At 67.7% G+C, this 25,615-nt stretch carries 26 protein-coding genes; 13 read left to right on the top strand and 13 right to left on the bottom strand.

Features of this window, described 5'->3' with window-relative positions; genetic code table 11:
- Positions 1 to 19: 19 nt before the first annotated feature.
- A complete protein-coding gene (locus XM1_RS09290) occupies positions 20 to 1,702 on the bottom strand; it encodes a hypothetical protein (protein ID WP_068432896.1) in 1,683 nt (560 codons plus the stop codon).
- The gene (locus tag XM1_RS09285; protein WP_068432894.1) at positions 1,699 to 2,877 is read right to left on the bottom strand and encodes an SEL1-like repeat protein; all 1,179 of its coding nucleotides are present in this window, start codon (positions 2,875 to 2,877) and stop codon (positions 1,699 to 1,701) included. The genes XM1_RS09290 and XM1_RS09285 overlap by 4 nt, the downstream gene beginning before the upstream one ends.
- Positions 2,878 to 2,937: 60 nt before the next feature.
- On the opposite strand from XM1_RS09285, the gene XM1_RS09280 reads away from it, so the two are divergent.
- The 4 genes from XM1_RS09280 to XM1_RS09265 all read left to right on the top strand — a co-directional run bounded on the left by XM1_RS09280 (position 2,938) and on the right by XM1_RS09265 (position 8,480).
- On the top strand, positions 2,938 to 3,537 hold the full coding sequence (locus tag XM1_RS09280; protein WP_231920752.1) for a 4'-phosphopantetheinyl transferase superfamily protein: 600 nt from the start codon (positions 2,938 to 2,940) through the stop codon (positions 3,535 to 3,537).
- Between the two features lie 8 nt (positions 3,538 to 3,545).
- Entirely contained in the window at positions 3,546 to 7,511 is a 3,966-nt protein-coding gene (locus XM1_RS09275) for a Pls/PosA family non-ribosomal peptide synthetase (RefSeq protein WP_231920751.1), read from the top strand.
- On the top strand, positions 7,508 to 7,726 hold the full coding sequence (locus XM1_RS09270; RefSeq protein WP_231920750.1) for a ribbon-helix-helix domain-containing protein: 219 nt from the start codon (positions 7,508 to 7,510) through the stop codon (positions 7,724 to 7,726). The genes XM1_RS09275 and XM1_RS09270 overlap by 4 nt, the downstream gene beginning before the upstream one ends.
- 334 nt (positions 7,727 to 8,060) lie before the next feature.
- Positions 8,061 to 8,480: a DUF2934 domain-containing protein gene (locus tag XM1_RS09265; protein ID WP_068432885.1), complete on the top strand. Its 420-nt coding sequence runs from the start codon at positions 8,061 to 8,063 to the stop codon at positions 8,478 to 8,480.
- 461 nt (positions 8,481 to 8,941) lie between these two features.
- Here XM1_RS09265 and XM1_RS09260 read toward each other — a convergent pair whose 3' ends face one another.
- Together XM1_RS09260 and XM1_RS09255 are read right to left on the bottom strand one after the other, a co-directional pair.
- Positions 8,942 to 11,692 carry an EAL domain-containing protein gene (locus XM1_RS09260; RefSeq protein ID WP_068432883.1) on the bottom strand — a complete coding sequence of 917 codons (2,751 nt, stop codon included), beginning with the start codon at positions 11,690 to 11,692 and terminating at the stop codon, positions 8,942 to 8,944.
- Positions 11,682 to 12,680: an ABC transporter substrate-binding protein gene (locus XM1_RS09255; RefSeq protein WP_068432881.1), complete on the bottom strand. Its 999-nt coding sequence runs from the start codon at positions 12,678 to 12,680 to the stop codon at positions 11,682 to 11,684. Before XM1_RS09255 ends, XM1_RS09260 begins: the two co-directional genes overlap by 11 nt.
- Before the next feature lie 152 nt (positions 12,681 to 12,832).
- On the opposite strand from XM1_RS09255, the gene XM1_RS09250 reads away from it, so the two are divergent.
- A complete protein-coding gene (locus XM1_RS09250) occupies positions 12,833 to 13,021 on the top strand; it encodes a hypothetical protein (protein WP_068432879.1) in 189 nt (62 codons plus the stop codon).
- Positions 13,014 to 13,298 carry a DUF3572 domain-containing protein gene (locus XM1_RS09245; RefSeq protein WP_068432877.1) on the top strand — a complete coding sequence of 95 codons (285 nt, stop codon included), beginning with the start codon at positions 13,014 to 13,016 and terminating at the stop codon, positions 13,296 to 13,298. The genes XM1_RS09250 and XM1_RS09245 overlap by 8 nt, the downstream gene beginning before the upstream one ends.
- 103 nt (positions 13,299 to 13,401) lie before the next feature.
- Here the strand turns inward: XM1_RS09245 and XM1_RS09240 are convergent, their stop codons facing one another.
- A complete protein-coding gene (locus XM1_RS09240; protein ID WP_068432876.1) occupies positions 13,402 to 13,950 on the bottom strand; it encodes an antibiotic biosynthesis monooxygenase in 549 nt (182 codons plus the stop codon).
- A 133-nt stretch (positions 13,951 to 14,083) separates the two neighbouring features.
- Here XM1_RS09240 and XM1_RS09235 point away from each other — a divergent pair, with 133 nt between their 5' ends.
- Positions 14,084 to 14,932: a hypothetical protein gene (locus XM1_RS09235; RefSeq protein ID WP_231920749.1), complete on the top strand. Its 849-nt coding sequence runs from the start codon at positions 14,084 to 14,086 to the stop codon at positions 14,930 to 14,932.
- A 189-nt stretch (positions 14,933 to 15,121) separates the two neighbouring features.
- Here the strand turns inward: XM1_RS09235 and XM1_RS09230 are convergent, their stop codons facing one another.
- Positions 15,122 to 15,499: a hypothetical protein gene (locus XM1_RS09230; protein ID WP_068432872.1), complete on the bottom strand. Its 378-nt coding sequence runs from the start codon at positions 15,497 to 15,499 to the stop codon at positions 15,122 to 15,124.
- 109 nt (positions 15,500 to 15,608) lie between these two features.
- Here XM1_RS09230 and XM1_RS09225 point away from each other — a divergent pair, with 109 nt between their 5' ends.
- Positions 15,609 to 16,121 carry a hypothetical protein gene (locus tag XM1_RS09225; RefSeq protein ID WP_068432870.1) on the top strand — a complete coding sequence of 171 codons (513 nt, stop codon included), beginning with the start codon at positions 15,609 to 15,611 and terminating at the stop codon, positions 16,119 to 16,121.
- Between the two features lies 1 nt (position 16,122).
- Here the strand turns inward: XM1_RS09225 and XM1_RS09220 are convergent, their stop codons facing one another.
- Positions 16,123 to 16,752 carry a response regulator transcription factor gene (locus XM1_RS09220; RefSeq protein WP_068432868.1) on the bottom strand — a complete coding sequence of 210 codons (630 nt, stop codon included), beginning with the start codon at positions 16,750 to 16,752 and terminating at the stop codon, positions 16,123 to 16,125.
- Between the two features lie 153 nt (positions 16,753 to 16,905).
- Here XM1_RS09220 and XM1_RS09215 point away from each other — a divergent pair, with 153 nt between their 5' ends.
- Positions 16,906 to 17,286: a NifB/NifX family molybdenum-iron cluster-binding protein gene (locus tag XM1_RS09215; RefSeq protein ID WP_068432867.1), complete on the top strand. Its 381-nt coding sequence runs from the start codon at positions 16,906 to 16,908 to the stop codon at positions 17,284 to 17,286.
- A gap of 80 nt (positions 17,287 to 17,366) precedes the next feature.
- Here XM1_RS09215 and der read toward each other — a convergent pair whose 3' ends face one another.
- From der to XM1_RS09195, 4 genes are all read right to left on the bottom strand, one after another.
- Entirely contained in the window at positions 17,367 to 18,749 is a 1,383-nt protein-coding gene (gene der, locus XM1_RS09210; RefSeq protein ID WP_068432864.1) for a ribosome biogenesis GTPase Der, read from the bottom strand.
- Positions 18,750 to 18,759: 10 nt separating this feature from the next.
- Positions 18,760 to 20,091 (bottom strand): PQQ-like beta-propeller repeat protein, encoded by a 1,332-nt coding sequence (locus XM1_RS09205; protein WP_068432862.1) that lies wholly within the window; start codon positions 20,089 to 20,091, stop codon positions 18,760 to 18,762.
- 3 nt (positions 20,092 to 20,094) lie between these two features.
- Positions 20,095 to 20,778: a tetratricopeptide repeat protein gene (locus XM1_RS09200; RefSeq protein ID WP_068432860.1), complete on the bottom strand. Its 684-nt coding sequence runs from the start codon at positions 20,776 to 20,778 to the stop codon at positions 20,095 to 20,097.
- Between the two features lie 107 nt (positions 20,779 to 20,885).
- A complete protein-coding gene (locus XM1_RS09195; protein ID WP_068432858.1) occupies positions 20,886 to 21,443 on the bottom strand; it encodes a thioredoxin family protein in 558 nt (185 codons plus the stop codon).
- An 84-nt stretch (positions 21,444 to 21,527) separates the two neighbouring features.
- On the opposite strand from XM1_RS09195, the gene XM1_RS09190 reads away from it, so the two are divergent.
- From XM1_RS09190 to XM1_RS09180, 3 genes are all read left to right on the top strand, one after another.
- A complete protein-coding gene (locus XM1_RS09190) occupies positions 21,528 to 21,920 on the top strand; it encodes a hypothetical protein (protein WP_068432856.1) in 393 nt (130 codons plus the stop codon).
- Positions 21,921 to 22,001: 81 nt separating this feature from the next.
- Positions 22,002 to 22,337 (top strand): DUF2794 domain-containing protein, encoded by a 336-nt coding sequence (locus XM1_RS09185; RefSeq protein WP_068432854.1) that lies wholly within the window; start codon positions 22,002 to 22,004, stop codon positions 22,335 to 22,337.
- 7 nt (positions 22,338 to 22,344) lie between these two features.
- Positions 22,345 to 22,905 (top strand): hypothetical protein, encoded by a 561-nt coding sequence (locus tag XM1_RS09180; protein ID WP_231920748.1) that lies wholly within the window; start codon positions 22,345 to 22,347, stop codon positions 22,903 to 22,905.
- A gap of 294 nt (positions 22,906 to 23,199) precedes the next feature.
- Here XM1_RS09180 and XM1_RS09175 read toward each other — a convergent pair whose 3' ends face one another.
- Positions 23,200 to 24,252, bottom strand: a complete 1,053-nt coding sequence (locus tag XM1_RS09175; RefSeq protein ID WP_068432850.1) for an ATP-binding protein — start codon at positions 24,250 to 24,252, stop codon at positions 23,200 to 23,202.
- Between the two features lie 160 nt (positions 24,253 to 24,412).
- On the opposite strand from XM1_RS09175, the gene XM1_RS09170 reads away from it, so the two are divergent.
- Positions 24,413 to 25,117: a response regulator gene (locus tag XM1_RS09170; RefSeq protein WP_068432848.1), complete on the top strand. Its 705-nt coding sequence runs from the start codon at positions 24,413 to 24,415 to the stop codon at positions 25,115 to 25,117.
- A 39-nt stretch (positions 25,118 to 25,156) separates the two neighbouring features.
- Here XM1_RS09170 and XM1_RS09165 read toward each other — a convergent pair whose 3' ends face one another.
- Entirely contained in the window at positions 25,157 to 25,612 is a 456-nt protein-coding gene (locus XM1_RS09165; protein WP_068432846.1) for a DUF983 domain-containing protein, read from the bottom strand.
- Positions 25,613 to 25,615 lie beyond the last annotated feature (3 nt).

Below are 25,615 nucleotides of genomic sequence, written 5' to 3'. Positions count from 1 at the left end.
AAAAGAACGGATCCGAGCCTCACCCGAATCCGCACTCCACCAGCAGGCGGTGGAAGTCGCGCAGGTGCTTCTCGCCCTGGCTGGGATCGGGCATGGAGGCGACGAACTTCTCCTCGAACTGCTTCTGGCGCAGATGCTCGACCACGCGGGCCTTGGCCATGTTGAGCGACTTGCCCTCGATCAGCACGCCCGAACCGCAGAACTTGACCAGACGGATGGCCCGCATGGCCAGCGGATCGTCGGGCTTGTCCACCTTCTCGATGATCTCCTCGGCGGTGAGGTAGCGGACCATCACGTCGTCGATGCGGTCGGCCAGTTCCTTCCTGAATTCGTCCACCAGATTGGGGCAGGTGCGCAGCAGCTTGTTGGCGTTGTTGAGCGCCGCCATGCGGGCCGGCGGCGCCAGGCGCACCGGCACCCAGGCGTCGATGTGGTTGGAGCGCCGCACATGGGCGTCGAGCATCTCGGTCAGAATCTCGCCCATGCTGCGCCCCAGGTTGGAGCCGGCGAGCGTCAGCAGGAACTGCAGCCGCACGCAGCCGTCGGGCAAAGCGCCCAGCAGCAATTGCAGCGCCTGGGGCGCGGAAACGCTGGCGCCCCCGGAATTGAGCACCCGGGCGCCGCGCTGCAAGAGCGCCTCGGCCATGGGCGCGCCGCCCACCACCCGGTCCTTGTCCACCAGCCGGGTCAGCAGCTTGTGGAACATCTCGTATTCCTGCGAGGAATCGTTGCGCGACAGGGGATTGGTTCCCCCCGCCTCGCGCACCACGCGGCCCATCAGCACGTCGCGGCTTTGCGGCAGCGCCCCTTCGGCGAACAGCTTGTTCAGCTCGGTGAAGGTCTGGGGGGCGAACTTGGCGGCCTCGCCCGCCCCCTCGGTCAGGCTGACGATGGTGCACAGCGCCGCCGACAGGTTGGACTGGAAGCCCAGCAGGTCCTGGATGACCTGGGCCGGCACGGTGAGGTCGGCGATCACCGCGTCGATCTCCACCATGTTGCCCTTGGCCTCGGGCTCGGCCGCCCAGGTGATCAGCAGATCCAGCTTGCCGAACCACGACCGCTTTTCCAGCAGGGCCACGGTCATGTACGAGCGCAAGGTGAAGGAATCGCCCTTGGCCGAAGCCAGGGCCTCGGCGAAGGTGGCGGGCGGCTTGGGCTTCTTGGCGGCGAAGTCGCGCGCCCGCTTGCCCATCTCCTCCCAGGTCTTGTCGAGGACGTCCTTGCGCGCCTTGGAGTCTTCGCCCGACGCCTTGGCCTGCAGCGAGGAGACCCGGTCGATGGCCGAAAACAGCAGGTTGCCCTTGTCGGCGAAGCGCTTCATCTCCTTGGCGTCGTGCAGCAGCTCGAAGGGCGTCACCAGCGCCTCGTCCAGATACTTGCGCAGCAGCTTGCCCATGGTGGTGCGCGCCGGCTGGCCGTAGAAATCCTCGAGGCTGGCGCAAAGCGGAGCCTCGGTGATGGTGGCCAGGGTGGGATCGCCGGCGGCCTTTTCGGTCGCCTTCTTCTCCATCAGGACGGTTTCGGAATGGCTGCCGTCGATGCGTTCGTGATCCTTGACCACCCGCACGGCGGCATGGTTGCCCGATTGCAGCAGGTTCTCGGCGAAAGCCTTGGCCTTGGCCTCGTCGGGCGCCATTTCGGCGATCACCCAGTTCTTGTCGGCCAGGACCTGGACCTCGTACGAGATCTTCGGGCCGCTCATGACGAGGCCTCCGCGGTGCGGCGCCTTTCCAGCGCCGCCGCCTGCACCTCGCCGCGCGGATCACCCGACTGGGCGGCGCGGCGGAACCAGCGGATGGCCGCGTCGTCGTCCTTGTCCACGCCCAGGCCCAGCGCCAGCATCACCGCGTAATTGTACTGGGCCTCGGGCAAGCCCTGCTCGGCGGCGCGGCGGCACATCATGGCCGCCTCGGTGGGGTCGGCGTCGGTGCCGCGTCCCTGGCGCAGCATGTTGGCGAGGTTGTGCAGCGCGCTGGCCAGGCCCTGGTCGGCGGCCTGGCGGTAAAGCTCGACCGCCTGGGTCTCGTCCTGCTCCACCCCCTTGCCGGATTCGTAAAGGGCGCCCAACGCGAAGATGGCGCCGGCGTCGCCCTGTTCGGCCGCCTGCCGGAACCACTTGACCGCCACCTCGGCGCTGGATTCGACGCCGCGCCCCTGCTGGATCATGTTGCCCAGGTTGAACTGGGCCTGGGCGTCGCCCTGCTTGGCCGCCTCGCGGAACCATTTCAGGGCGTGGGCGTTGCTTTGCGCCACTCCCAGGCCCTGGTCGTACATCACGCCCAGCGAGAACTGGCCGCGTGCGTCGCCCGCCTTGGCCGCCAGGGTGTAAAGGCGCACCGCCTCGGCCAGATCGGGGGCCACGCCCTTGCCCTCGCGGTAGGCGTTGCCCAGCGCCACCATGGCCGCCGTATCGCCCTTGTCGACGGCGGCGCGCAGACGGGCCGGGTCGGCGATGAACTCGCCGATATGCAGCGGGTCGGTCTCCACCTCGATCTCGGGCAGGGCAATGACCTTGGGACCGGCCTGGACGGGGGTAGGAGGGGGCGCGGAAACGGGTTCCGGCGGAGGTGGAGGCGGAGGCGCGGCCTCGGCCGGGGGCGTTCCGTAATCGGGGCGCTCCGCATGCGGCGCCTTGCCCGGCAGGTCGTCGACCCGGCGGCGTACGTCCACCCCTTCGGCGGCCATCTTCTTCAAGAGGGCCATGGCCTCGGCGTTGCCCTGGCGCGCCGAGCGGACCAGCCAAACCACCGCCTCGTCCAGATCGCGCTTGACCTGATAGCCCAGGCGGTAAAGATCGCCGAGCTTGAACTGGGCGACCGGATCATTCTCCAGCGCCAGACGGCGATAACGGGTGACGATCTCAGGTTCGCGCGCCATTCTGGCCATCCATCCCGAGTGAATAGTCCACTAGCATGCCGTAAGCAAATGTCGGAGTCGATGCGATTAGATGGCCAAACCCGGCTTTATGCCGGTATCGCCGCCGCCCCCGAAGCCCGGCGGCGCGCCCTGCTCGGCCATCTGGCGGCCGAACTGGGACGGCCCGAGGCGGACATCGCCATCCTACGCGACCCAATGGGCAAGCCGTATCTGGCCGATCCCGGCCTGGAATACTGGTTCAACTGCTCGTCCGTGGATGGATTGCTGCTGATCGCCTCCTCGCGCACCGGGCCGGTGGGCGCCGACATCGAGACCGTCCAGCGCTGCATCCCGGTATGGGAGGACGCGTCCCGCACCTTCGCCCCCGCCGAGCAGGCGCTGCTCGCCGCCTTGAATCCGCCCGACCGCCCCCTGGCCTTCGCCCGGCTGTGGACCGCCAAGGAGGCGGTGCTGAAGGCAAGCGGTACCGGCATCGTCCATGGCATGGCCGAACCGGGACTGGAACACCTGGACGACTTACCCGCCCCTCCTCCCTGGCGGCCCGTTCAAATGCATGTAGGGGGTGAATGTTATGCCGTGACTTGGTATACCCTCCCCATCGACGAGGTTCTGGTCATCGCCGCCCGCGCCGAAACCTCGCCAAAACCGGGAAAAACGTGACACAGTCCTTGCCTTCAGCCCTCTTCGGCCTCCGCGATCCTTCGCTGATCCGCGACGAAACCCTGTGGGAAATCTTTTCCGCCAGCGTCCGGGCGTTTCCCCATGCGCCTGCCGCCACTTTCGGCGAGGTGACGCTCGGCTACGGCGAGTTGTCGGCCCGCGCCCAGAAGGTGGCCCGCGCCCTGGCGGCCCGGGGCATCGGGCGCGGCGACTTCGTCGGGCTGTGGATGAGCCGCTCGCTCGACCTGCACGTGGCGCTGCTGGGCATCTTAGCCACAGGCGCCGCCTACATCCCCTTCGACACCGAGGCGCCCCCCGAGCGAGTGGCGGAATGCCTGGACGATTGCGCCGCCAAGGCGCTGATCGTCGATGCCTTCACCATGGGGGCCATCACCGGCGCCATGCCGGCCCACACCCTGATCCTTCCCACCCTGGAGCAGGGCGCGCCGGACGGCGCCAGCCCCGACCCGCGCGCCCAGGGCGCGTCTCCCTCCGACCCGGCCTACGCCATCTACACCTCGGGCTCCACCGGCAAGCCCAAGGCCATCGTCATCAGCCACGCCAACATCTGCCACTACCTGCGCGCCGCCAATTCCATCTACGGCCTGCGCTCGGACGACGTGGTGTTCCAGGGCGCCTCGGTGGCCTTCGACCTGTCGCTGGAAGAGATCTTCGTCCCCTATCTGGTGGGCGCCAAGCTTTGGATCGCCGGACGGCGCACCCTGGCCGAGGCGGACCGGCTGCCGCAGGTGCTGGCCGAGGCCGGAATCACGGTGCTCGACACCGTGCCGACGCTTCTGAGCCTGCTGCCCGGCGACATACCGGGCCTGCGCATCATCATCCTGGGCGGCGAGGCCTGCCCGCCCGCCTTGGCCGAGCGCTGGTGCCGCCCCGGGCGGCGCATCTTCAACTCCTACGGTCCCACCGAGACCACCGTGGTCGCCACCGTGGCCGAGGTGGAGGCGGGCAAGCCGGTGACCATCGGGCGGCCCATTCCCAATTACACCTGCCACGTGGTGGACGACTTCACCCAGCCGGTGGCGGTGGGCGTCACCGGCGAGCTGCTGATCGGCGGGCCGGGCGTGGCGGCGGGCTATCTCGGCCGCCCCGAACTCACCGCCGAGAAGTTCATCGCCAATCCCTGGGACACGGACGGCTCGGCCCCGGTGCTCTACCGCTCGGGCGACGCGGCGGCCATCGACGAGAATGGCGACATCGTCTTCCACGGCCGCATCGACGATCAGGTCAAGATCAGGGGCTTCCGCGTCGAGCTGGGCGAGATCGAGGCCCGCCTGTCGGCCCTGCCCGGCGTCAATCAGGCGGCGGTCAGCTTGCGCACCGACGACGGCATCGAGCGGCTGGTGGCCACCATCCTGCCCGAGGCCGGGGCGGCCATCGAATCCGGCGCCCTGAAAGAGGGCCTGCGCGCCCAGCTGCCCGCCTACATGGTGCCGTCCCATTATCTGGTGGTGGACGATCTGCCCCGCCTGACCTCGGGCAAGCTGAACCGCAAGGCGCTCAAAGACCTGCCGCTGGACCTGTCGGTGGGCGGCGCCGAGCAGGAGGAGCCCGCCAACGCCACCGAGGCCGCCCTGCTGGAGGCGGCGCGCCGGGTGTTCCCCGGACAGGTCATCGGCTTCGCGGCCGATTTCTTCCTGGATCTGGGCGGCCATTCCCTGCTGGCCGCCAAGTTCGTCTCGGCGGTGCGCGAGACGCCGGAACTGGCCAGCCTGACGCTGAACGAGATTTATTCGGCGCGCACGCTTCGCGCCATGGGGGCCCTGCTCGCCGCCCGCGCGCCCGCCCCCGGGGCCAAGGCCGCCGACCTGTCCTTCATCCCGCCGACGGCCAAGCGCCGCTTCCTCTGCGGTCTGGCCCAGGCCATCGCCATGCCGTTCATCCTGGCGCTGACCACCGCGCCGTGGCTGGGCGTGTTCATCTCCTACATGCTGCTGTCGGGCGAGGACGCCAGTTTCTGGCGCGAGATCGGCACCCTGATGGTCACCTACGCGGTGATCAACATCGGCACCATCTCGGCCTCCATCGCGCTCAAATGGGTGATCCTGGGACGGACGCGACCCGGCCGCTACAAGCTGTGGGGCGTCTATTATTTCCGCTGGTGGCTGGCCCAGCGCGTGGTCAGCGTCGCCCACATCAAGTGGTTCCAGGGCACGCCCATCATGAGCATCTACCTGCGCCTGCTGGGCGCCAAGGTGGGCAGCGACTGCGTGCTGTCGGAAATGGAAGCCGGGGCCTTCGACCTGGTGCGCATCGGCGACGGCGTGTCCATCGGCGGCAAGACGCGGCTGGCCAACGCCGAGGCGGTGGGCGACGAACTGGTGATCGGCGCCATCGAGATCGGCGACGATGCCTATATCGGCACGTCGTGCATGATCAGCCACGGCGTGGTGATCGAGACCGGCGGCGAGCTGGGCGACCTGACCTCGGTGGCGCCGGACGCCAGGGTGGGCCGCTTTGAGCATTGGGACGGCTCGCCGGGCCGCAAGGTGGGCATGGTGGATGAAGCCGCCCTGCCCCAGGCCGCCCACGCCAGTTTCAGGCACAAGCTGGCGCTGACCATCCTCTACGGCCTGATGCTGGTGGTGCTGCCGCCCATCAGCCTGCTGCCCATCTTCCCGGCCTTCTTCATCTTCGAACGCCTCAGCGAAGTTCTGGTGGGCGGCGAATACGCCAGCATCCTGCCGCTGCTGGCCTGGCCCACCGCCATGGCCCTGATCTTCGTCACCGTGCTGCTGATCGCCATCGTACGCTGGACCGTGCTGCCGGTGGTCACGGCGGGCAGCTTCTCCATCTACGGCAGCCTCTATGTCCGCAAGTGGATCGTGGCGCTGGCCACCGAGCTGATGCTGGAAACCCTGTCCTCGCTCTACGCCACCGTCTACATGCGGCTGTGGTACCGGCTGATGGGCGCCAAGATCGGCAAGGACGCCGAGATTTCCTGCAATCTGGCCGGGCGCTACGACCTGACCGAGATCGGGCCGGGCTGCTTCATCGCCGACGAGGTGGTGCTGGGCGACGAATGCGTGCGGCGCGGCTGGATGGTGCTGGAGCCGGTCAAGACCGAGGCCCGCGTCTTCGTCGGCAACGACGCCGTGGTGCCGCCCGGCGCGGTGATCCCCACCGGCGCCCTGATCGGCATCAAGTCGCGCCCGCCGGCCAATGAGGAGATGTCGCCCGGCGACACCTGGTTCGGCAATCCGCCCTTCAAGCTGCCGGTACGCCAGCGCTTCGACGACGTGGGCGCCGACTGGACCTTCGCGCCGCCTCTGTGGCGCCGTGTGTGGCGCGCCGTGTTCGAGGCCTTCGCCGTCTCGCTGCCCACCGCCTTGTTCATCACCTTCGGCATCCTGACCGTGGACCTGCTGGCGCCCAGCATCCTGGCCCGCGAATACGCCATTGTCCTGCCGCTGTTCGTCGCCGCCTCGGTAGCCATCTCGGTCTCGCTGGCCCTGTCGTCGGTGGCGGTGAAGTGGCTGATGATGGGCGCCTACCGTCCCACCGCCAAGCCCATGTGGTCGTGGTGGGCGCTGCGCACCGAGGCCGTGGCGGTGATGTACTGGGGCCTGGCGGGCAAGGTGCTGCTGGACCATCTGCGCGGCACGCCCTTCCTGCCGTGGTTCCTGTGGCTGTACGGCTGCCGCTTCGGTTCGGGCGTGTTCATGGACACCACCGACATCACCGAGTTCGACTGCATCGAGGTCGGCGATTTCTGCGCCATCAATTCCCTGTCGGCGCTGCAGACCCACCTCTACGAGGACCGGGTGATGAAGGTCGGCCGGGTCAAGCTTGGCACCGGCGTCACCGTGGGGTCGGGCTCCACCGTGCTTTACGACACCGACGTGGGCGACTTCGCCCGCATCGGCAAGCTGACCATCGTCATGAAGGGCGAAGGCATCCCCGCCCACTCCCAATGGGAGGGCGCCCCCGCCCAGACGGTCACGACCGCGCCGTGAGCGAACCACAGAAACGTTCGGTCAAGATCGCCGGCCACGCCACCAGCGTCACCCTGGAGCCGGAATTCTGGGAGTGCCTGCGCGAGATGGCGGCCGAGCGCGGCCAGTCGGTCAACCAGATGGTGGCCGAGATCGACTGCACGCGCGAGGCCAACCTGTCGTCGGCCATCCGGGTGTTCGTCGTGAACGAGCTGAAGAAAAAAGCCGCCGGGTAAGGCCCGGCGGCTTTTTCCATCGTATCCGGCCTGTTCGGCTACTTGCCCAGACGGCTCAGCACGAACCAGGCAAGGCCACCGGTCACCGCCAGGATGAATCCCAGGAACGTCAAGGCGATCACGGCCGTATCGTCGATAACCATACTGTCCTCCCCCTCGGAAAACGCATCTTGATGCAGGTCAAGAGTAGCAGCGTAAGCGCCGGATTGCTTTGATCTGGATCAGTGCAAAAAGTGTCATCGGCCCATCACTTAAGCGGCATTGAATCCCCCTGCCGTTCGCCCTAGGATTATCCCTGAAAAGTATGGATGACCCCGCAATCGGGAGGTGCCCGATGGCAAGCCTGAATTCGGAAAGGCTGACCTTGGCGGAGACCGGAGCCCTGGCCCTGGACGAAGCGGCCCGGGAACTGGACAAGGCCAGCGACACCGCCAGCTTCCTCAAGGCGCTGGAACGCAACCAGCGGGTCTGGCGGACCTTGGCCCATATCGCCATGTCGCGCGCCTGGCAATTCCCCAACGAGCGTCAGGTGGCCTATGCCCTGTCCACCGACAGCCAGGGGGCCAAGGGCAGCGACGACCGCATCAACACCTTGATCGACATCAACCGGGAGGTTTCGGACCTTCTGGCCCATGGCGACGACATCGCCCGCATCCGCGAGCGGGCCTACGCCATCTGGGAAAATCGCGGCCAACCGCAAGGCCAGGACCTCGAGCACTGGCTGCTGGCCGAGATGGAACTGTCCAGCGGCTGAAGCCGCCTCTTAGAGTTTGTCCGAGCTTGGTTGGATCGATGCCGCCGCCTCGCCCGTCACCCCCAACCTTGAGACACGGGTGTCCAGTTTAATTTGAGGCGGCAGACGTGGAGTCATGAGACACGGATGTCACGGATGCGGTGCTTCGCACCGCTCACGGATAAACACGGAAATGCTCTCATTTCCGGCTACCTCCCCAACCCTGCCCCAGAATGACCATATGGAATTTCCATAATCCGTGGCCGCGAAGCGGCATCCGTGTCCATCCGTGTTCCATGACCGGATCAAACCCGCATTGGCTCCGCCATTCGGCGCTCTCATGGAAATTTAAACTGGACAGCCGTGGCCTTGAGCCGGGGTCCAGGGGGAGCGTACCCAAATGCCATCGTCTGTGACTCCTGGGTCCCGGATCAAGGCCGGGACGACGAGGCCAAGAGCTTCAACCTAACTCGGACAGGCTCTTAAACCGGTTGGTCCGGCGCGCAGACCAGGGGCAGGTAATCCGCCGCCTGCTCCACCGGCAACGGACGGGCGAAGTGATAGCCCTGGGCGTAGTCGCAGCCGTTTTCCCCCAGGAAACGGCTTTGCTCCTCGGTCTCCACCCCTTCGGCCACCACATCCAGGGACAGGGCCTTGGCCATGCGGATGATGGCCAGGCAAATAGCCTCTCCCTCGGGGTCGCCGGGCAGATCGGCGACAAAGGAGCGGTCGATCTTCAGCACGTCGACGGGAAAGCGCTTGAGATAGCTGAGGCTGGAATAGCCGGTGCCGAAATCGTCGATGCTGAGCTTGATGCCCAGATCCTTGAGGCGGAACAGGACCCCGCGCACCTGCTCGGCGTCGCCCATCAGCATGCTTTCCGTCAGTTCCAGTTCCAGCAGCGACGGCGTCACGCCGTATTCGCGCAACAGGGCGTCGATCTCGCCGGCCAGTCCGGGATTGCCCAATTGCCCCGCCGACAGGTTGACCGCCACCGGCAGCGCCAGCCGTCCGCTGGCCTGCCAGCCGGCCATGGCGTCCAGAGTCCGGCGCAGCACGGTGTCGCCGATGGCGGCGACCAGGCCGCATTCCTCGGCCAGGGGAATGAAGCGGCCCGGCGGCACCAGCCCGTGCTCGGCGCTCTGCCAGCGGGCCAGGGCCTCGAAGCCGGTGACGCGGCCCTCGTCCAGCCGGACCTTGGGCTGCAGATGGATGAACACCTCGCCGTCGCGCAGGCCCCGGCGCAGGGACTTTTCCAGCTCGCGGCGCTCGACCATCTGGCGGTCCATGGCATTGGTGAAGAACTGATAGCCCAGGCGCCCCTTTTCCTTGGCCTTGTACATGGCGATGTCGGCCTTGCGGATCAGCGTCTCGGCATCCGAACCGTCGTCGGGCGCCATGCTGATGCCGATGGAGCAGCCCACCTCGATGGCCTGGGAATCGATGGAGAAGGGATCGCCCATCAGGGCCAGGACGCGCTCGGCCAGTTCCGCCGCCTTCTCGCGGGTCTGGATGTCGGGGGCGAGCAGGATGAATTCGTCGCCGCCATGGCGGCAGACGATGTTGTAGCCGCCCTCGATGGACCGCAGGCGGTCGGCCACTTCCACCAGCAGCCGGTCGCCGAAGCTGTGGCCCAGCACGTCGTTGACCACCTTGAAATTGTCCAGGTCGATGAACAGCAGGCAGTGCAACTGCCTCGCCCCGGTCTCGGGCAGGATTTCGTCCAGCTTCTCGCGCAGCACCACCCGGTTGGCCAGGCCGGTCAGGGCATCGTGGCGGGCCAGGAAGCGGATGTTGGATTCCGCCTCCTTGCGGGCCGAGATGTCGCGCATGATGCCGGAATAGAAGCGGCTCCCCTTGAACGAGAAGCCGGCCAGGGTGACTTCCACCGGGAACAGGGTTCCGTCCTTGCGCTGGGCCGGCTGCTCGCGCGGATTGGTGTCGATCTGGTGGTCGGCGACCTGCTGGATGTGAGCCAGGATGGCGTCGTGACGCTCGCGCATGTATTCGGGCATCAGCATGGTGAGGTTGCGCCCCATGACCTCGTCGGGGGCGTAACCGAACATGCGGGTCGCACCGCGGTTCCACGAGACGATGTGGCCCGAAGCGTCGATCACCACCAGGGCGTCGCTGGCGCTCTCCATCACCAGCCGGAACTTCTCCTCGGAATCGCCCAGATCGTGGAGCAGTTCCCCCACCCGCCCGGTCATGGAGTTGAAGGCCGAGGCCAGCGCGCCCACCTCGTCCGTCGAGGTGACCGGCGCGCGCCGGGTCATGTCGCCGGCCTCTACGTCCCTCACCGCCTCGGCCAGGGCGTCGATGGGGGCCAGGATGGCGCGCCGCGCCTGGCGCATCAGGGCCCAGGCCCCGATTCCGCCCAGCAGCAGGACCAGGGCGACGATCAGCACCGTGCCGGCCGGCAGCTTGAGCGCGCTGAGCAGCGGCTGCTCCACCACGACCAGGAAGCGGCGGCCGCCGATGACGAAAGCCTCGCTGGTGGTGAACGACCATGCGCCGTCCAGGCCTTTGCCGATCCCGTCGGCCACCGGCAGGGTCCGGATGGTCCGGGCCAGCACCACCGAGGGGTTGCGATGGGCGATCACCTGACCGGCATGGTCGAGGACATAGCTGTTCAGCGGTTCGAGCCCGGCCCGCGGCCAGGTCAGGTCCCATACCCGCCGGAAGCGGGCCTGGGCCAGGATGAAGCCTTCGGGCTGGCCGCTTCTCGGGTCGATGGAGGGGACGGCCAGACCGATCATCGGCTCGTTGGTGGCGCCGTACTGGCGCACGACTCCGATGGCGTTGGCCCTTCCGATCATCGCCGCCGCCACCTCGGGCAGATGGGCGAGCCCGGCCGCCCCCTGGGACACCACCGGCTCGTAGCGGCTGGCCCGCGCCTTGATGTTTCCCGAAGGGTCGAGGACCGCCACCTCGATGAACATGGGCTCGAAGGCGACCAGTCCATCGGCCAGGGCCTGCCGTTCCCGGGCGCCCATGGCGGCCAGGTTCTGGCGGCGGATGGCGCCTTCCAGTTCAAGGACCAGGGCTCCCAGGTAATTGCTGAACTCCGAGATGATGGTCCGCCCGACCTGACGCTGGATGGCCTCGGTCTGGCGGTCCTGCAGACGATAGACGGTCACCGACAGGGCCAGGCCGGCCAGCAGCAGCGGGCCCATGGCCAGGCCGACGAAGGCCCGCCGCAGCTTGCGGTGGAGCGAGCGGTCAGCGGCCATCGTCCCCCCTCACCGCGCGGATCAGTTCTGCCTGGCGCAAGATGGTGTCGGGGATTTGAAGCCCCAGGCGCCCGGCCGTCTCCATGTTGATCACCAGACGGAATTCCGCCGTCTCCACCGGCAGGTCGCCGGCGGGAACGCCGCCCAAGATCTGGGCGGCCAGCCGCGCCCCCTGGCCTCCCAGCGAGCGCATGTCGAGGCCGTAGGACATGAAGGCGCCCTCGACCACGCCGCCCCGCTGCGGCGTCGTCAGAGGAATTCCCCGGCCCAGGGTGGCCAGCATGAGGCGCGGCACCTGGGACGCCACGAAGGCGTCCACCGGCACGAACACCGCGCCGACGTCGGGAGCCATCCGCGCCAGGGCCCCGTCCAGCTCGGCCAGATTGCGCACATGGGCCTGATCGATACGGATGCCCAGCTCGGCGGCCAGCGGCGTGATCTTGGCGAGAGACACCCTGGGCGAGGCGTCGTCGGGATTGTAGGGCACCAGCACCGCCTTCAAGCCCGGCAGCAGCGTCTTCAGCCATTGCAGGCGCACCGGCTCCTGGATGCCGAAGGTGACGCCGGTGGCGTTGCGTCCCGGCCGTCCCAGGGTCTCGGCCAGACCGATGGCGATGGGGTCGCTGGCCGGGGCGAAAACCAGCGGCGTGCCTAAGGGCTTGGCCACGGCGAAGGCGGCCTTGGCCGCCGGGGTGGAGAGGCTGAGAAACAGGTCGGGCTTCAAGGTGGCCAGCCGTTCCGCCTCGGCCTCCAGGGCCGGGCCGGTGACCGGGCCGCGATAGTGGTAGGTGACGCGCCCGCCTTCGGGATACCCCTGGGAGGCAAGGCCGGCCTTGAATCCGTCCAGGGCCTCCTCGGCCACGATGGCGTGGTTGAGGACGCCGATCACCAGCCTGCGGTCGTCGAAGACCCCGCCCCAGTTCAGCAGCATGAACACTGCGGCCAGCACGACGCCCCCCGCCGCCGTCGCAATCCAGCGAAACCGCATTCGGCCCTCCCCTTAGCCACCCCATACGTATGGAAAGGTAGATGGGAATGGCATCTTACCGCTTCAAGCCGGGAATTTGCCACCGGCAAAGATCATATTGCCTTTTTGTTCTGTTTATTTTATCGTTACGTTCTTTGCAGGAGACCCCCGGCATGGACGAACAATGGACCAGCGCGGCCCACGAAATGGTCGCCTATTTCGGACGGGAAGCCGTGTTCGTGGCGGCGCGGCGCGCCGCCGAATTGGCGCGGCAGGGCGACTGGCCGGCGGCGGACCGGGCCATGCGGCTGCTCTCCCAGGTCGAGCGCATGCACCGGGCGAGGGGAATCGGCCATGCATGACACCATGCTTTCTCCCGCCTCGGCGGAAGTGACGGCACTTCGGGCCTTGGCCTGGCTGGTCACCGACCAGGACAGGGCCATGCGCTTCCTGGCGCTGACCGGCTGCGATTCCCAAACCCTGCGGCAGCGAGCGGGCGAGGCGGAGGTGCTGGGCGCGGTGCTGGATTTCCTGCTGGACGACGAATCGGCGTTGCTGGCCTTCGCCGACGAGGTGGACCTGCCCGCCCAGTCGGTGGCCCTGGCCCGCCACGCTTTGCCCGGCGCGCTCAGGCGCTGATCCGCCATCGAGAGGGGCGAGCTCATCCTCTCCCCCTCCCCCGGCTTTGCTGGGGGTGAGGCGGGGTGGGGGCGGGGGGGAGAGGGGCTTCTTATTTAATATCCTAGCCGAACAGCCAGCGGCGCAGCAGCCTGGTGGCCTGGGGCATGAAGACGTAGGTCATCAGCAGCACCTGGGCCGAGACCATGATCAGGGCCTTGAGCCACAGGGGCTGGGCGGCGATCAGCGGTCCGATGGCGAAATTCAGGCCCATGACCACGCCATAGGCCACCAGGGTCACCACCAGGGCCATCTTGTGGGGCGACGGCCGGGCCTGGGCGGGCACCTCGGGCAGGTCGAACCAGAATTCCAGGCCGGTGACCTTCTTGATCTCGGCTTCCGGCTCGACCATGCCCTCCAATTCTTCGAGGAACTTGGCGCGCATCTCGGATTTCTCGAAGGCGTGGCACTGTTCCCAGTTGGCGAAGCGGTAGATGGTGACGTAGGCGTAATCGGTGGCGGCCGCCGGCCGCAGGACGTTGACCCCCTGATAGCCCGGCCAGTGGCAGACCTCGGCGGTGATCCGCGATATCCAGGCCTCGTAATCGGCCTCGCGGCCGGCGACGGCCTTGCGCGCGATGCTGACGGTAACCGGTCCGGCCTGGCCTTCCATCGTCTTTTCCTTTCCACCCCCGGGTCCCTTCCCTATCTGGGAGTTGAAAACCCGTATGCACAAGGACCACAATGCCGCCTGTCGCACGGGATCAACAGAATCGGATTCCCCCATGTTCCTAAGGTCGATGGCCATGCTTGCATTCGCGATGGCCGCCAGCCTCGGCTGCGAAGCCGACGCGGCGGAATCCCAGGCGGCCACCACTCCGGCCAAAGGCGTTCCCGGCGCCCCCGTCGCGGCATCCGTGGCGGTGGAGAATTTCACCCTGGTGGACAAGGCCCCGGTGGCCAACGGCTACGGCATCTTCACCATCGAAGCCACCGGCCTGCTGCCGGCGCCGCGCAAGCGCGAGAGCTTCACCCCCACCGAGGACGAGCATTTCTACACCCTGCGCCGCACGGTGGAGCGCTTCCTGCTGCGCAAGGAGATCCCGCGCGGCTGGACCCGCTCCAACGAGGCCACCTTCTCGTTCAAGAACGAACTGGCCCGCTTTCCCCGCACCGACGGCATCGCCTATGCCGTCGAGGGCGAACTGGTGCTGCACGGGACCAAGCCCATTCCGGTGGGCGTCACCCTGACGGCGCCGCCCGGCGACGCGGTGCTGCGCTATTCCGTCGGCATCATGGCCGCCAACCAGTCCCTGATGATGAAGGAAGGAGTGATCGAAGGCCCGAACCGCAAGGTCGGCTGGATGCTTTCGCTGCGCCCCAGCGGCCCCGACGCCGCCATTCCGGTCCGCGCCGTCTTCGCCGTCCGGGCCGAGGGCGGCGACGAAGCCAGCCAGCGGGCGGCGCTGGAAGGCGTCACCGCCACCCTGAACGCCTCCTCCGACGGCCGCGCCGCCGTGGCGGAACGGGCCAACGATGCCTCGGAATGGCTGAAGCCGGTACAGGCCTTCATGCGGCCCGATCAGGTGGCGGGCAAGGCGGGCGGCAAGGAAGAAAAGAAGGACGACAAAAAGGAAAAGAAGGGCGGGCACTAAGCCCCTTTCCTTCGGCCATCATGGCAGACCCGGCCCCCCCTAAGCGCCCAACCACCCGCTCCGGCCGCCCCACAAGGGCCGAACCGCCCGAGGATTGCCCGGTCAAGGACCGCTGCCGCCGGGCCCGCGCCCAGGTCTGCCTGGATTGCGGCGTCGAGCGGAAGCTGCGCCGCTCCCGGCGCAAGGGCGTCAATCCACCCCCGCCGCCTTGTCCAGCTGACCCACAATGAAGCCGACGACCACCAGCACGAAGGGGACGAGGAACAGGCACCACACCAGGGCGTGGACCAGCCGGTCGCGGGCCGGATTCTCCGCAATCGGTCCGGTTTCGACCGCCACCGGCGGGGCGACCGCCAGCCGGGGCCGTATGACCAGCCAATAGACCAGACCCAGGCAGGCGCAGGCCAGGGCGGTCACGCCGACGATGCGCGCCCCGATGGCGGCGGCGACGTCGAGACGCATGCCCATCACCATCAGCCAGACCGGGGCGGTCAGCCCCGCTCCGGCGGGCAGCAGGACGGCGCAGATGACCAGAAAAATACCAAAAGGCGAGGACGGCAGGCGCATGGCGGGCTTTCATCAATGAACGGCCGCAGAGGCTAGCACCCCAGCCTGACGTTTGCGTGACAGGCCGCCCGTCCTATATTGATGCCGTCCTTCCCTTGCGATCAGGCCCATGAGCGACCGAACGCCCCGCCGCCATTCCCTCGTCTCCGCCCTGCTGGTGCCGCCCGCCGTCCTGCTGATGCTGGCCGAGGAAGTGGTCTGGGCCGGATTGAAGGCGCTGATGGCCCGCCTGGGCCGCCTGCCCCTGGTCGCCCGGCTGGAGGCCCGCATCCAGACCCTGCCCCCCATGGGGGCGGCGGCGCTGTTCCTGGCGCCCGGCGCCGCCATGTTTCCCTTCAAGCTGATGGCGCTGTGGGCCATGGCCCATGGGCACGTTCTGTGGGGGATTCTGGTGCTGCTGGCCGCGAAACTCACCGCCACGGCGCTGTTCGCCCGCATCTACACCCTGTGCAAGCCGACCCTGATGAGCGTGGCGTGGTTCGTGCGCCTGCACGACTGGATCACCGGCGCCAAGGCCTGGGCCCATGCGCGGCTGAACGGGTGGAGAGTGTGGCGTTTCGCCCGCCGATCCATCGGCCGGCTGCGGAGCTGGGCGGCGCGCCTGGTCGCCGCCCTGGGCTGACCTACTCGATCAGCCCGCGCCGGATGGCGTAGGCCGCCAGTTCGGCGGAATTGTGCAGGTCGAGCTTCTGCATGATCTTGGTGCGGTGGGTCTCCACCGTCTTGATGGCGATGCCCAGGTCGTCGGCGATCTCGCGGTTCTTGTGGCCGCGGGCGATCAGCTGCAGCACCTCGCGCTCGCGGGCGGTCAGCGAACCGCCGGCCATGTCCGAGCCTTCCAGGTATTCCTTGACCAGTTCCTCGGACAGGCCGGGGCCCAGATAGGTCTTGCCGGCGCACACCGCGTTGATGGCGGCCATCAGCTCGGCGTGGCCCAGCTTCTTCAAGGCGTAGCCGTCGGCACCGGCCGCCAGGGCCTCGGCCACCCGGCGTTCGCAATTGGCGACGGTGAGCACCAGGACGCGCACCTGCGGCGCCACCTGCTTGATGCGCCGGGTCGCCTCGACGCCATCCAGTTCGGGCATGGACAGGTCCATCAGCACCACGTCGGGCGACAGGGTGCGGGCCATCTCCAGCGCGCCCTTGCCGTCCTCGGCCTCGCCGACGATGGTGACATCGTCAACCGCCAGCAGGGCAACCAGGCCCTGCCGAACCAGCTGTTGATCCTCGGCTATCAGAATGCGTACCGTCACAGTCGTTCTCCTCCGCCTGCCGGATAATCGCCGAGTTCAGGCCCCACATCAAGGGAATGCGCATTCCGATACGCATTCCTTCCCCAGGCTTGCCTTAGTGATCATACGATCTGCCTATGTCTATGAATTGCTTCACATTGGGGGCGCCTTGTCATGAAAATCGCCGTTGCCGTCGATTCCCGCTTCGCCAAGGTCGCCGGACATGCCGGCCGCGCCCGCCACTGGCTGGTCTATGACCCGGAGGAAGGCCCCGCCGCCGCCCGGATCGAGCTGGAACCGGCCCAGGTGTTTCACCATTACGAGGGCGAAGGCCCCCACCCGCTGGACGGCATCGCGACGGTGATCGCCATTTCCGCCGGCGACGGCTTCATGAAGCGCATGCAGGCCCGCGGCGTCGATGCCCGCCAGACCGCCGAGACCGACCCCGGCAAGGCGGTGGCCGATTACCTGGCGGAACGCCTTGCCGACCCCAAGCCGCGTCCCATCGGCTCGCTGATCTGCAAGACGCTGGATCTGTTCTCCAAGCATAAGTAGGAGTTGGACGTCGAGCCCCGAACAAAAATCCCCCTCCCCCGGCAAGCCGGGGGAGGGGGTGCGGATGGCTCTCGGACGCGTCAGCCGTCCTTGTCGGCGTAGGGATTCTTGCCGCCGCGCACATAGAGGCGGACCGGCACGCCGGGCAGGTCGAAGGCTTCGCGCAGGCCGTTGACCAGATAGCGCGAATAGGATTCCGGCAGTTCCTCCGGCCTTGTGGCGAACAGCACGAAGGTCGGCGGCCGGGCCTTGGCCTGGGTCATGTAGCGGATCTTGTAGCGGCGTCCGCCCGGCAGGGCCGGCGGCGGGTGACGCTCGATCATGTCTTCCAGCCAGCGGTTGAGCTGGGCGGTGGGGATGCGGCGGTTCCAATGGCCCCAGGTGTCCACCACCGCATCCATCAGGCGCTCGACGCCCCGGCCGGTCAGCGCCGACAGGGTCACGGTGGCGACGCCCTTGGCCTGGGGCAGCGAGGTCTCGAGCCGATCCTTCAGGCGCTTCAGCGCCGTCTGGGGGTCGTCGACCATGTCCCACTTGTTGATGGCCAGAACCAGGGCGCGGCCTTCCTCCACCACCAGCCGGGCGATGGTCAGGTCCTGCTTGTCCAGGATGGCGGCGGCGTCCATCACCAGCACCACCACCTCGGACATGCGGATGGTCTCGATGGTGTTGCCCACCGACAGCTTCTCGATGGCGTCGTAGATCTGAGCCTTCTTGCGCAGGCCGGCGGTGTCCACCAGCTTCATGCGCCGCCCCCGGTGCTCCCACTCCACCGCAATGGCGTCACGGGTCAGCCCGGCCTCTGGCCCGGTCAGCAGGCGCTCCTGGCCCAGCAGCTGGTTGCCGAGCGTCGACTTGCCCACATTGGGGCGTCCGACGATGGCCATGGTCAGCGGGCGGGTGGGATCATCCTCGTCGCCGTCCTCCGGCTCCTCGGGATCGTCACCGTCCTCGGTCAGCGCGCCGGCCTTGATGGCGTGATCGCGCAGCGCCTCGAACAGTTCGTACATGCCCTCGCCGTGCTCGGCCGAGACCGGCACCGGCTCGCCCATGCCCAGGCCGTAGGACTCGTACATGCCCGGCATGCCCGCCTTGCCCTCGCACTTGTTGGCCACCAGGATCACCGGGGTGGGCAGGCGGCGCAGGTGGTCGGCGAAATGGCGGTCCAGCGGAGTCACGCCGGCGCGGGCGTCGATCAGCAACAGGGCGACGTCGGCCTCGGACACCGCCAGATCGGTCTGGCGGCGCATGCGCGCCTCGACGGAATCGCCGCCCTCGTCCTCGAAACCGGCGGTGTCCACCACCTGGAAGTCCATGCCCAGCAGGCTGGCCTTGCCCTCGCGGCGGTCGCGGGTCACGCCGGGCAGATCATGGACGATGGCCAAGCGCTTGCCCACCAGACGGTTGAACAGGGTGGACTTGCCCACATTGGGGCGTCCGACGATGGCCACGGTAAAGGACATGAAGGGTACTCTAGCGATAAGCGACGAGATCGGCGTCGTCGGTCAGGAAATAGAGGGTGTTGTTGGCGATCACCGGGGCAATGCTGATACTGGCGGGAGCCTCCTCCCAGCCCAGCATGTCGCCGGTATAGGGCGACAGCGACACCAGCTTGCCGTCCGACGACGCCAGGATCAGGCGGTCCGAAGCCAGGACCGGGCCGACCCAGACGATGCGGCCCTCGCGGTCCTTGGGATTTTCCCAGTTCTGCATCTCGGTCACCCAGACGATGCGGCCGGTCTTCGCCTCCAGCGCCAACACCTCGTTGTTGTTGGTGAGCACATAGAGATAATCGCCGGCGATCCACGGGCTCTGGACGCCGCCGATCTCCTTTTCCCAGATGCGCCGCCCGGTGCGCTGCTCCATGCAGACCAGCATGTCGGCGTTGCTGATGGCGTAGACGCGACCCCGGTCGATGGCCGGGCGGCCACGGATGTCGAGCAGGGCGCCGACGATCTCGGTCCGGCGCACCGTGGCCAGCGAATCCTGCCAGATGATCGAGCCGTTCTCGACGCGCAGCGCGAAGATCTCGCCCGAGGAATAGGGCACCACCACCATGTTGCCGTCCACGGCCGGCGAATTGCCGGCCAGCAGGCCGGCGGATTCGGCGATACCGGTATGGGTCCACAGCACCGAACCGTCCTCGGCCGCCAGGGCGTGGGTCTGGTTGTCGACGGTGACCGCGAACACCCGCCCGCCGCGCACGGTGGGCGAACCGCGCAGCGGCCCGGACACGGTCTGGCGCCAGTCGATCTTGCCGCTCTTGGCGTCGAGCGCCACCACCTGGGCGAAACCGGTGGCGGCGAAGATCTGCCCGTCCTCGTAGGCCAGGCCGCCGCTGGTATAGACCTCGGAGGTGTCCTCGGGCGTAAGCTCGCTCCGCCACAGCCGTTTGCCGGTGTTGGCGTCGAAGGCCGACACCATGGACGAGGCGTCGACGGTGAAGATCTTGCCCTCGGCGACGATGGGCTGGCCCAGCAGGCGGCGACGCTTGCCGGCCGAGGTGCCGGCGTCGCTCTTCCAGGCGCGCGTCAGGGAATCGCCCACCTGCATGTGGTGCATGGCATGGTTGGAATAGCCGCCGGCCTGGGGCCAGTCGTCGTTTTCCTCGGGCGGCGGCAGCACGATCTTGGCCTGCGCCCCGCCCATGTCGGGCTCGACCATCTTTTCACGCGACAGGATCGAGATGCGCTTGCCCGGCAGCGGCGGCGCCTTGTTGTCGCCCAGCCAGCTGTCGCAGCCTCCCAGCGCCAGCACGGCGATCAAGACACCGGCGATCCTGCGCGTCATGACGGTCATTCCCATGAATCAGCTCCTGGCGCGTTGCCCGGTGGCGGCTAGCAATTCGGCGGCACGGGTCCTGAGCCCCTGGGGCGCGGCGGCATCCTCGGCGATCTTGGCCAGCAGATCGGCGGCGCGGGCGGCGTCTCCGCGCTTCAGGGCGGCCAGGGCCAGGATTTCGCGGGCGGAATGGCGCCACGAGCTGGCTTCCACCGCCAGCGGCTCCACCGACTTCTCGACGGCGGCGGGATCGCTGGTGTCCAGCACCAGATAGGCGGCGCGGATGGCCGACATGTCGCGATAGACCTTGTCCACCCCGCTATCGGCGGCAATCTTGGAATACAGCGCGGCGGCGCCGGCGAAATCGCCCGCCTGCTGGGCCATGTCGGCCCGGCGCAGCTCGGCCAGCAGGCGATAGCCCTTGGGCCCCTCGGCGGCCAGCTTGGCCAGCACCTCGGAGGCTTCGTCCTTCTTGCCCTGCTCGACCAGCGCGGAGGTCTCGGAATAGCGCGACGAGGCGGCCTGGCGCTGCTTGGCGTCCCAGCCCTGCCAGCCCTGCCAGCCGGCCACCGACAGCACCAGCGCCACGGCAGCCGCCGTCAGCAGGCCGCCATGCTTCTTCCACAGCCTGTTAAGCTCATCCTGCCGCAGATCCTCGTCCACCTCCTTGATCAGGAGGTCGGCGGCGGCATCGTCGTGCTTCTCGGTCAAGGAACTCTACTCCATGCGGGCGGTCTGGCTCCGGGCCGTTGGCCTGGAGCCGCGCCGTAACATAGTCCGCCCCGGCCCCCTTGGCAAATACGGCGTCACGAATCCCTTCAAGGCGTCTCGCGCCATTTGATCGAACAGCCCATGCTGGGCACCTGATGCTCGGGCCCCAGCCCGGTGGCCGCCACCAGCCGCATGGCGTCCAGCAGTTCGCGGCGCGCATCCGGGGCGGCGGGCAGACGGCCGGATTCGTCTAAGCGCCCGCGATAACGCAGGCGGCCGTCACGGTCGAGGCCGAAGAAATCCGGGGTGCAGACCGCCCCCCAGGCCCGCGCCACCTCCTGGCTTTCGTCGAACAGATAGGGGAAGTCGATTCCATGGGCGCGGGCGAACACCTTCATGTTGTCGAAGGAATCCTCGGGGTACTGGACCGGGTCGTTGGAATTGATCGCCGCCACCCCGATGCCCTCGGCGCGCAGCAGGGCCGCGTCGCGGACCAGCCGGTCGATGATGGCGACCACATAGGGACAGTGATTGCAGATGAACGCCACCAGGGTGGGACGCCCGCCCCGAATGTCGGACAGGCTCCAGTTCCGCCCGTCGATGCCGGGCAGGGTGAAATCCGGCGCCGCCCAATCCCCGGCGCAAAGGGGTGCCGTCACCGCCATCTCCCCCCCCGGCAGAATCTGCCCATTGATTCCGTTTCGACGTGGTCTCACACTATAGTTCAAGTGTCTGGCAGGATCATAGAAATGATCGGTCGCAACGTTGTGCATAGTTGGGTTCTGGTCGGCATGCTGGCCGTGGGCGGGTGCGCCTGGATCGGCGAGCGGGGCTCGCTCAATCCCGCACCACGTCCGCTGCCCAATACCTATACCTTCATGCAGCTGGAAGCGCTGAGCCTGATCAACACCCACAAAACCATGGGCGACCATGTGGCGGGCTGGATCACCGGCAAGGATTGCTCGAGCCCCAGGGCCGAGCGCGGCGACGCCTATTGCATCGACCTGCCCGACCGGCCGACCCCGCCGCCCCAGGTCTATTGCTACAGCACCCTGGCGCGGCCCACCTGCTATTCCCAGCCCTACAACGAAGGCAACGACCGTCTGATCGGATTCGTTCCCGCCTCCACTCCCATCCGTTGACCGGCGCCCCCATCTAAATACTCGACAGACACCGTCCCCTGGGCGACAGTATTTCCAGGGGAAAGACCGGTGGGGTGGCCGATGGCGACATTGATCCGCATGTCCGAGTACCGGGGAAATACGGAGTTCGTTCATTTTGAACGCGCCGAGATTACCCAGTTGCTGACCCTTTACGCCATGCGGGTCGCCAGCGGAGAATGGCGCGACTACGCCATCGACGTCCGCCCGGACGGAGCGATGTTCTCCATCTTCCGCCACGCCCTCGAGCGCCCCCTTTATACCGTCACCAAATCTGCGGCCGGCTCCAAGGGCGCCACCTGGAGCGTCGCCCGTTCAGGGCGGATCGTGTCGCGCTTTCCCACCCTGGCCGGCGCCCTGGCCGCCCTGGACCGGGCGCCCCGCCCTGTCGGCTCATAGAAATGGAATGGAACACATGCGCCGGGTGATCGCCGCACTGATGGTGGCCGCGCTGATCGGCTGCGCCGCCCCGCCCCCGCCGCCGCCCGAGATGAGCGCCGAGGAGCGCGAGGAATTCCGCCAGGAAATGCTGGCCAACATGGAAAAGGTCGAGACCTTCCTGCAGAAGACCCGCCGGGGCATCAACCTGACCGAGATCACGCTGGGCTGGTTCACCATGATCCTCTTGAATGAACTCAGCGCCCACGACGCCGGGCTCTATGCCCACGTCCTGCACGACGACGCCACCACCGAAGCCTATCTTCGCAACGATTTCCGCGCCAATCCCGAGCGCGAGATCGCCGCCCTGGGGCAACTGGCCTACCAGGGCGAGGCGGATATCCGCCTGGCGGCGCGTGAGGCGCTGGTTTGCCTCACCACCATTCCCAATCCGAAATCATCCGAGGCCGAGCAGCGCGAGGCCAGGACAGAACTGGCCGCCGCCCTGCTGAAGCTCAAGCGCCATCTGGGGCGAATCGCGGCGGACAATCTCCCCCCCAATGCCGAGCTTCCCGGCACCTCCAACTGAGCGGTCCGGCCCCTCGAAATGCCGGCTTCCAAAATGCCGCCCCCCCCAAAATGAAGGAGAGGGAGCGTTTGGGGGCCGCTCCCTCTCCAAGCCCCCTCGCGGCCTTGGGGTTCGGGGATGGCCGCGAAGGAACATTTCACCTGTTTTATTGGTGGCGACGAGGAGGGGGCGTTGGGGGCGCCCCCTCCTCTAACGATCCTGCCCGCGGCTTGGGGTTCGGGGATGCCGCAAGCTGACCGTGCCACCGAAGGAAGCGTCGCCAAGGGACGACGCTTCCCCGTCTTCATCCGCCGTTCAGGCGGCCGTCATCTCCTCCCGGCGGGCGGACAACCGGCCGCCCAGCCGCAGGCTGAAGCCGAAGGAACTTCCGGCTCCGTCTTCCGATTCAACCCAGACCTGGCCGCCCAGGCGCTCCACTAGGCGGCGGACCACCGCCAGGCCGGTGCCGATGCCCGGCGCCACGCCCTCGTCGCCGCCGTGGGGACGGTAGAAAATCTCGAACATGCGGACCATGCGGGCCGAATCGATGCCCATGCCGTTGTCGCAGACCTTGATGCGGGCCATGTCGCCGTCGCGAACCACCGAAACGTGGATCACCGGGCGGCGGGACGCAGAGCGGTAGCGCACGGCGTTGTCCAGCAGTTGAACGAAGATCTCGATCAGCGAGGCCTGGTCGGCCTCCACCTCGGGCAGCGGGTCGACCACCAGGGTGGCCCCGGCCTCGGTCAGCCTTTCGGCAAGACGCTGGCGGGCGACGCCCATGGCCACCCAGGCCGAACACACCTCGCCGGTGCGCGGGATGGAATCCACCGACACGAACTCGCGCAGGCCGCTGACCAGCGCCCGCATGCGGCGCGCCCCGTCGACCACGTGTCCGACGTAATCGCGCACCTCGTCGTCGCAACCGGCGGCGTCGTGGGTGGCGAGCAACTGGGAATACGACACCATCCGGCGCAGGGGTTCCTGCAGGTCGTGGGCCGCCACGTCGGCGATGCGCTCCAGGTCGGCCACATAGCGGCGCAGCCTGTCGCGCTGTTCGGTCAATTCGGCTTCCCGCAGGCGCAGCCGCGCGGCGGTCCGCCGCTGCCAGTACACCGCCTGGACCAGCAGCAGGAGCATGACGCCCATGCCGATCACCAGGATTGTGGCCAGCAGCACGTTGCCGCCTCGGCCGCTTTCGACCGGCGCCATGCCGCCACCCGTGGCGAACTGCCGCTCGATTCCGGTATCGATCCCCAGCCCCAGCCAGAACAATGCGACCAGAAGCACGCCGACCAGTGCGGAAAGACGGCCGAAGCCGCTGCCGTCGTCAAAGCGTCCAATGATCGGATTGTGCCGCGGCACCATCTTTTCTCCACCCCGTCCCGCGGACCATGGCCTGCGGGAGAACCCAGTGGAGCCTTTATAGTGCGAAGTTCACAATGGAATTACGGCAGTGATTGAATTGCGCACCAATACCCTGTAAACGAGAGGTGAATACCAGACTGACAGTCGGCCGGAGAACGCAGTGTCGGCAAAAGCACATGTCTTGATCGTCGAGGACGAACCCGTAACCCGTGCCAAGCTGGCGGCCTATCTCACCGGAGAGGGCTTCCAGGTCAGCGAGGCGGCGGACGCCAAGGACATGAAGGCCATCGTGTCGCGTACGGTGCCCGACGTGGTACTGCTCGACATCAACCTTCCCGACGAAAGCGGCCTGATCCTGGCGCGCGAGCTGCGCGCCAAGTCGTCGGTGGGCATCATCCTGGTCACCGCCCGCCAGGACGAGACCGACCGCATCGTCGGCCTGGAAATCGGCGCCGACGACTACATCACCAAGCCGTTCAATCCCCGCGAGCTGGCGGTCCGCGTCCGCAACCTGCAGCGCCGCGTGGCCCCCACCATGGCCGCCGAGCGCTCGGCCACCGGCATCCACAATTTCGCCGGCTGGCGCCTGGATTGCGACGCCCGCCAGCTGACCTCGCCCACCGGCGAGCTGGTGCGCCTGACCCGGGGCGAGTTCGACGTGCTGGCCGCCCTGGCCCGCAACGCCGGCCGGGCGCTGACCCGCGACCAGCTGCTCGACCTCACCCAGCATGACGGCGAGGCGGTAATCGACCGCACCATCGACGTCCTGGTCGGCCGCCTGCGCCGCAAGATCGAGGCGGATTCGCGCCATCCGTCCATCATCCTGACGGTCCACGGCGTCGGCTATCGTCTGGTGGCCAACTAAGGACCGGGTGTCGGAGCGCGGGCATCTTGCCCGCATCCCCTAGCCGTGGCGCTCCACGTCGCCCTGGACCTCGTCGCCCTTGAGCCCGTGCGCCCACATCAGGCCGACCACCGCGCCCTTGACCCGGGGCAGCAGGCGCCAGATCAGCAGCCCCAAGCCGCTCACCGCCACCGCCATCTGCAGCTCCAGGGGCGGATGCCAGGCCTGTTCGGCGGCCAGGACCAGCGGCACCATGATGTGGCCGGCGATCAGCATGGTGAAATAGGCCGGGCCGTCATCGGCCTTGATATGCCCCAGACGCTCGCCGCAATGGGGGCAGACGGCACGGACGCCCAGATACCCTTCCATGCTGCCCCCCACACCGCAGCGGGGGCACAATTGCCGCGCGCCACGCCAGATGGATTGAAGGATGGGACGGCGCCGCCCGCCATCGGCCGCAAGATGCGGCGGCGGCGGGGCTGGCTTGCAGACGGGAACGCGCAGGCGCTTGGGCATTCG

The sequence above is a fragment of the Magnetospirillum sp. XM-1 genome, assembly GCF_001511835.1.
Lineage (GTDB): Bacteria > Pseudomonadota > Alphaproteobacteria > Rhodospirillales > Magnetospirillaceae > Phaeospirillum.
The sequence above is the reverse complement of the archived record's forward strand: the minus strand, read 5'-3'. Positions and strand labels throughout refer to the sequence as shown.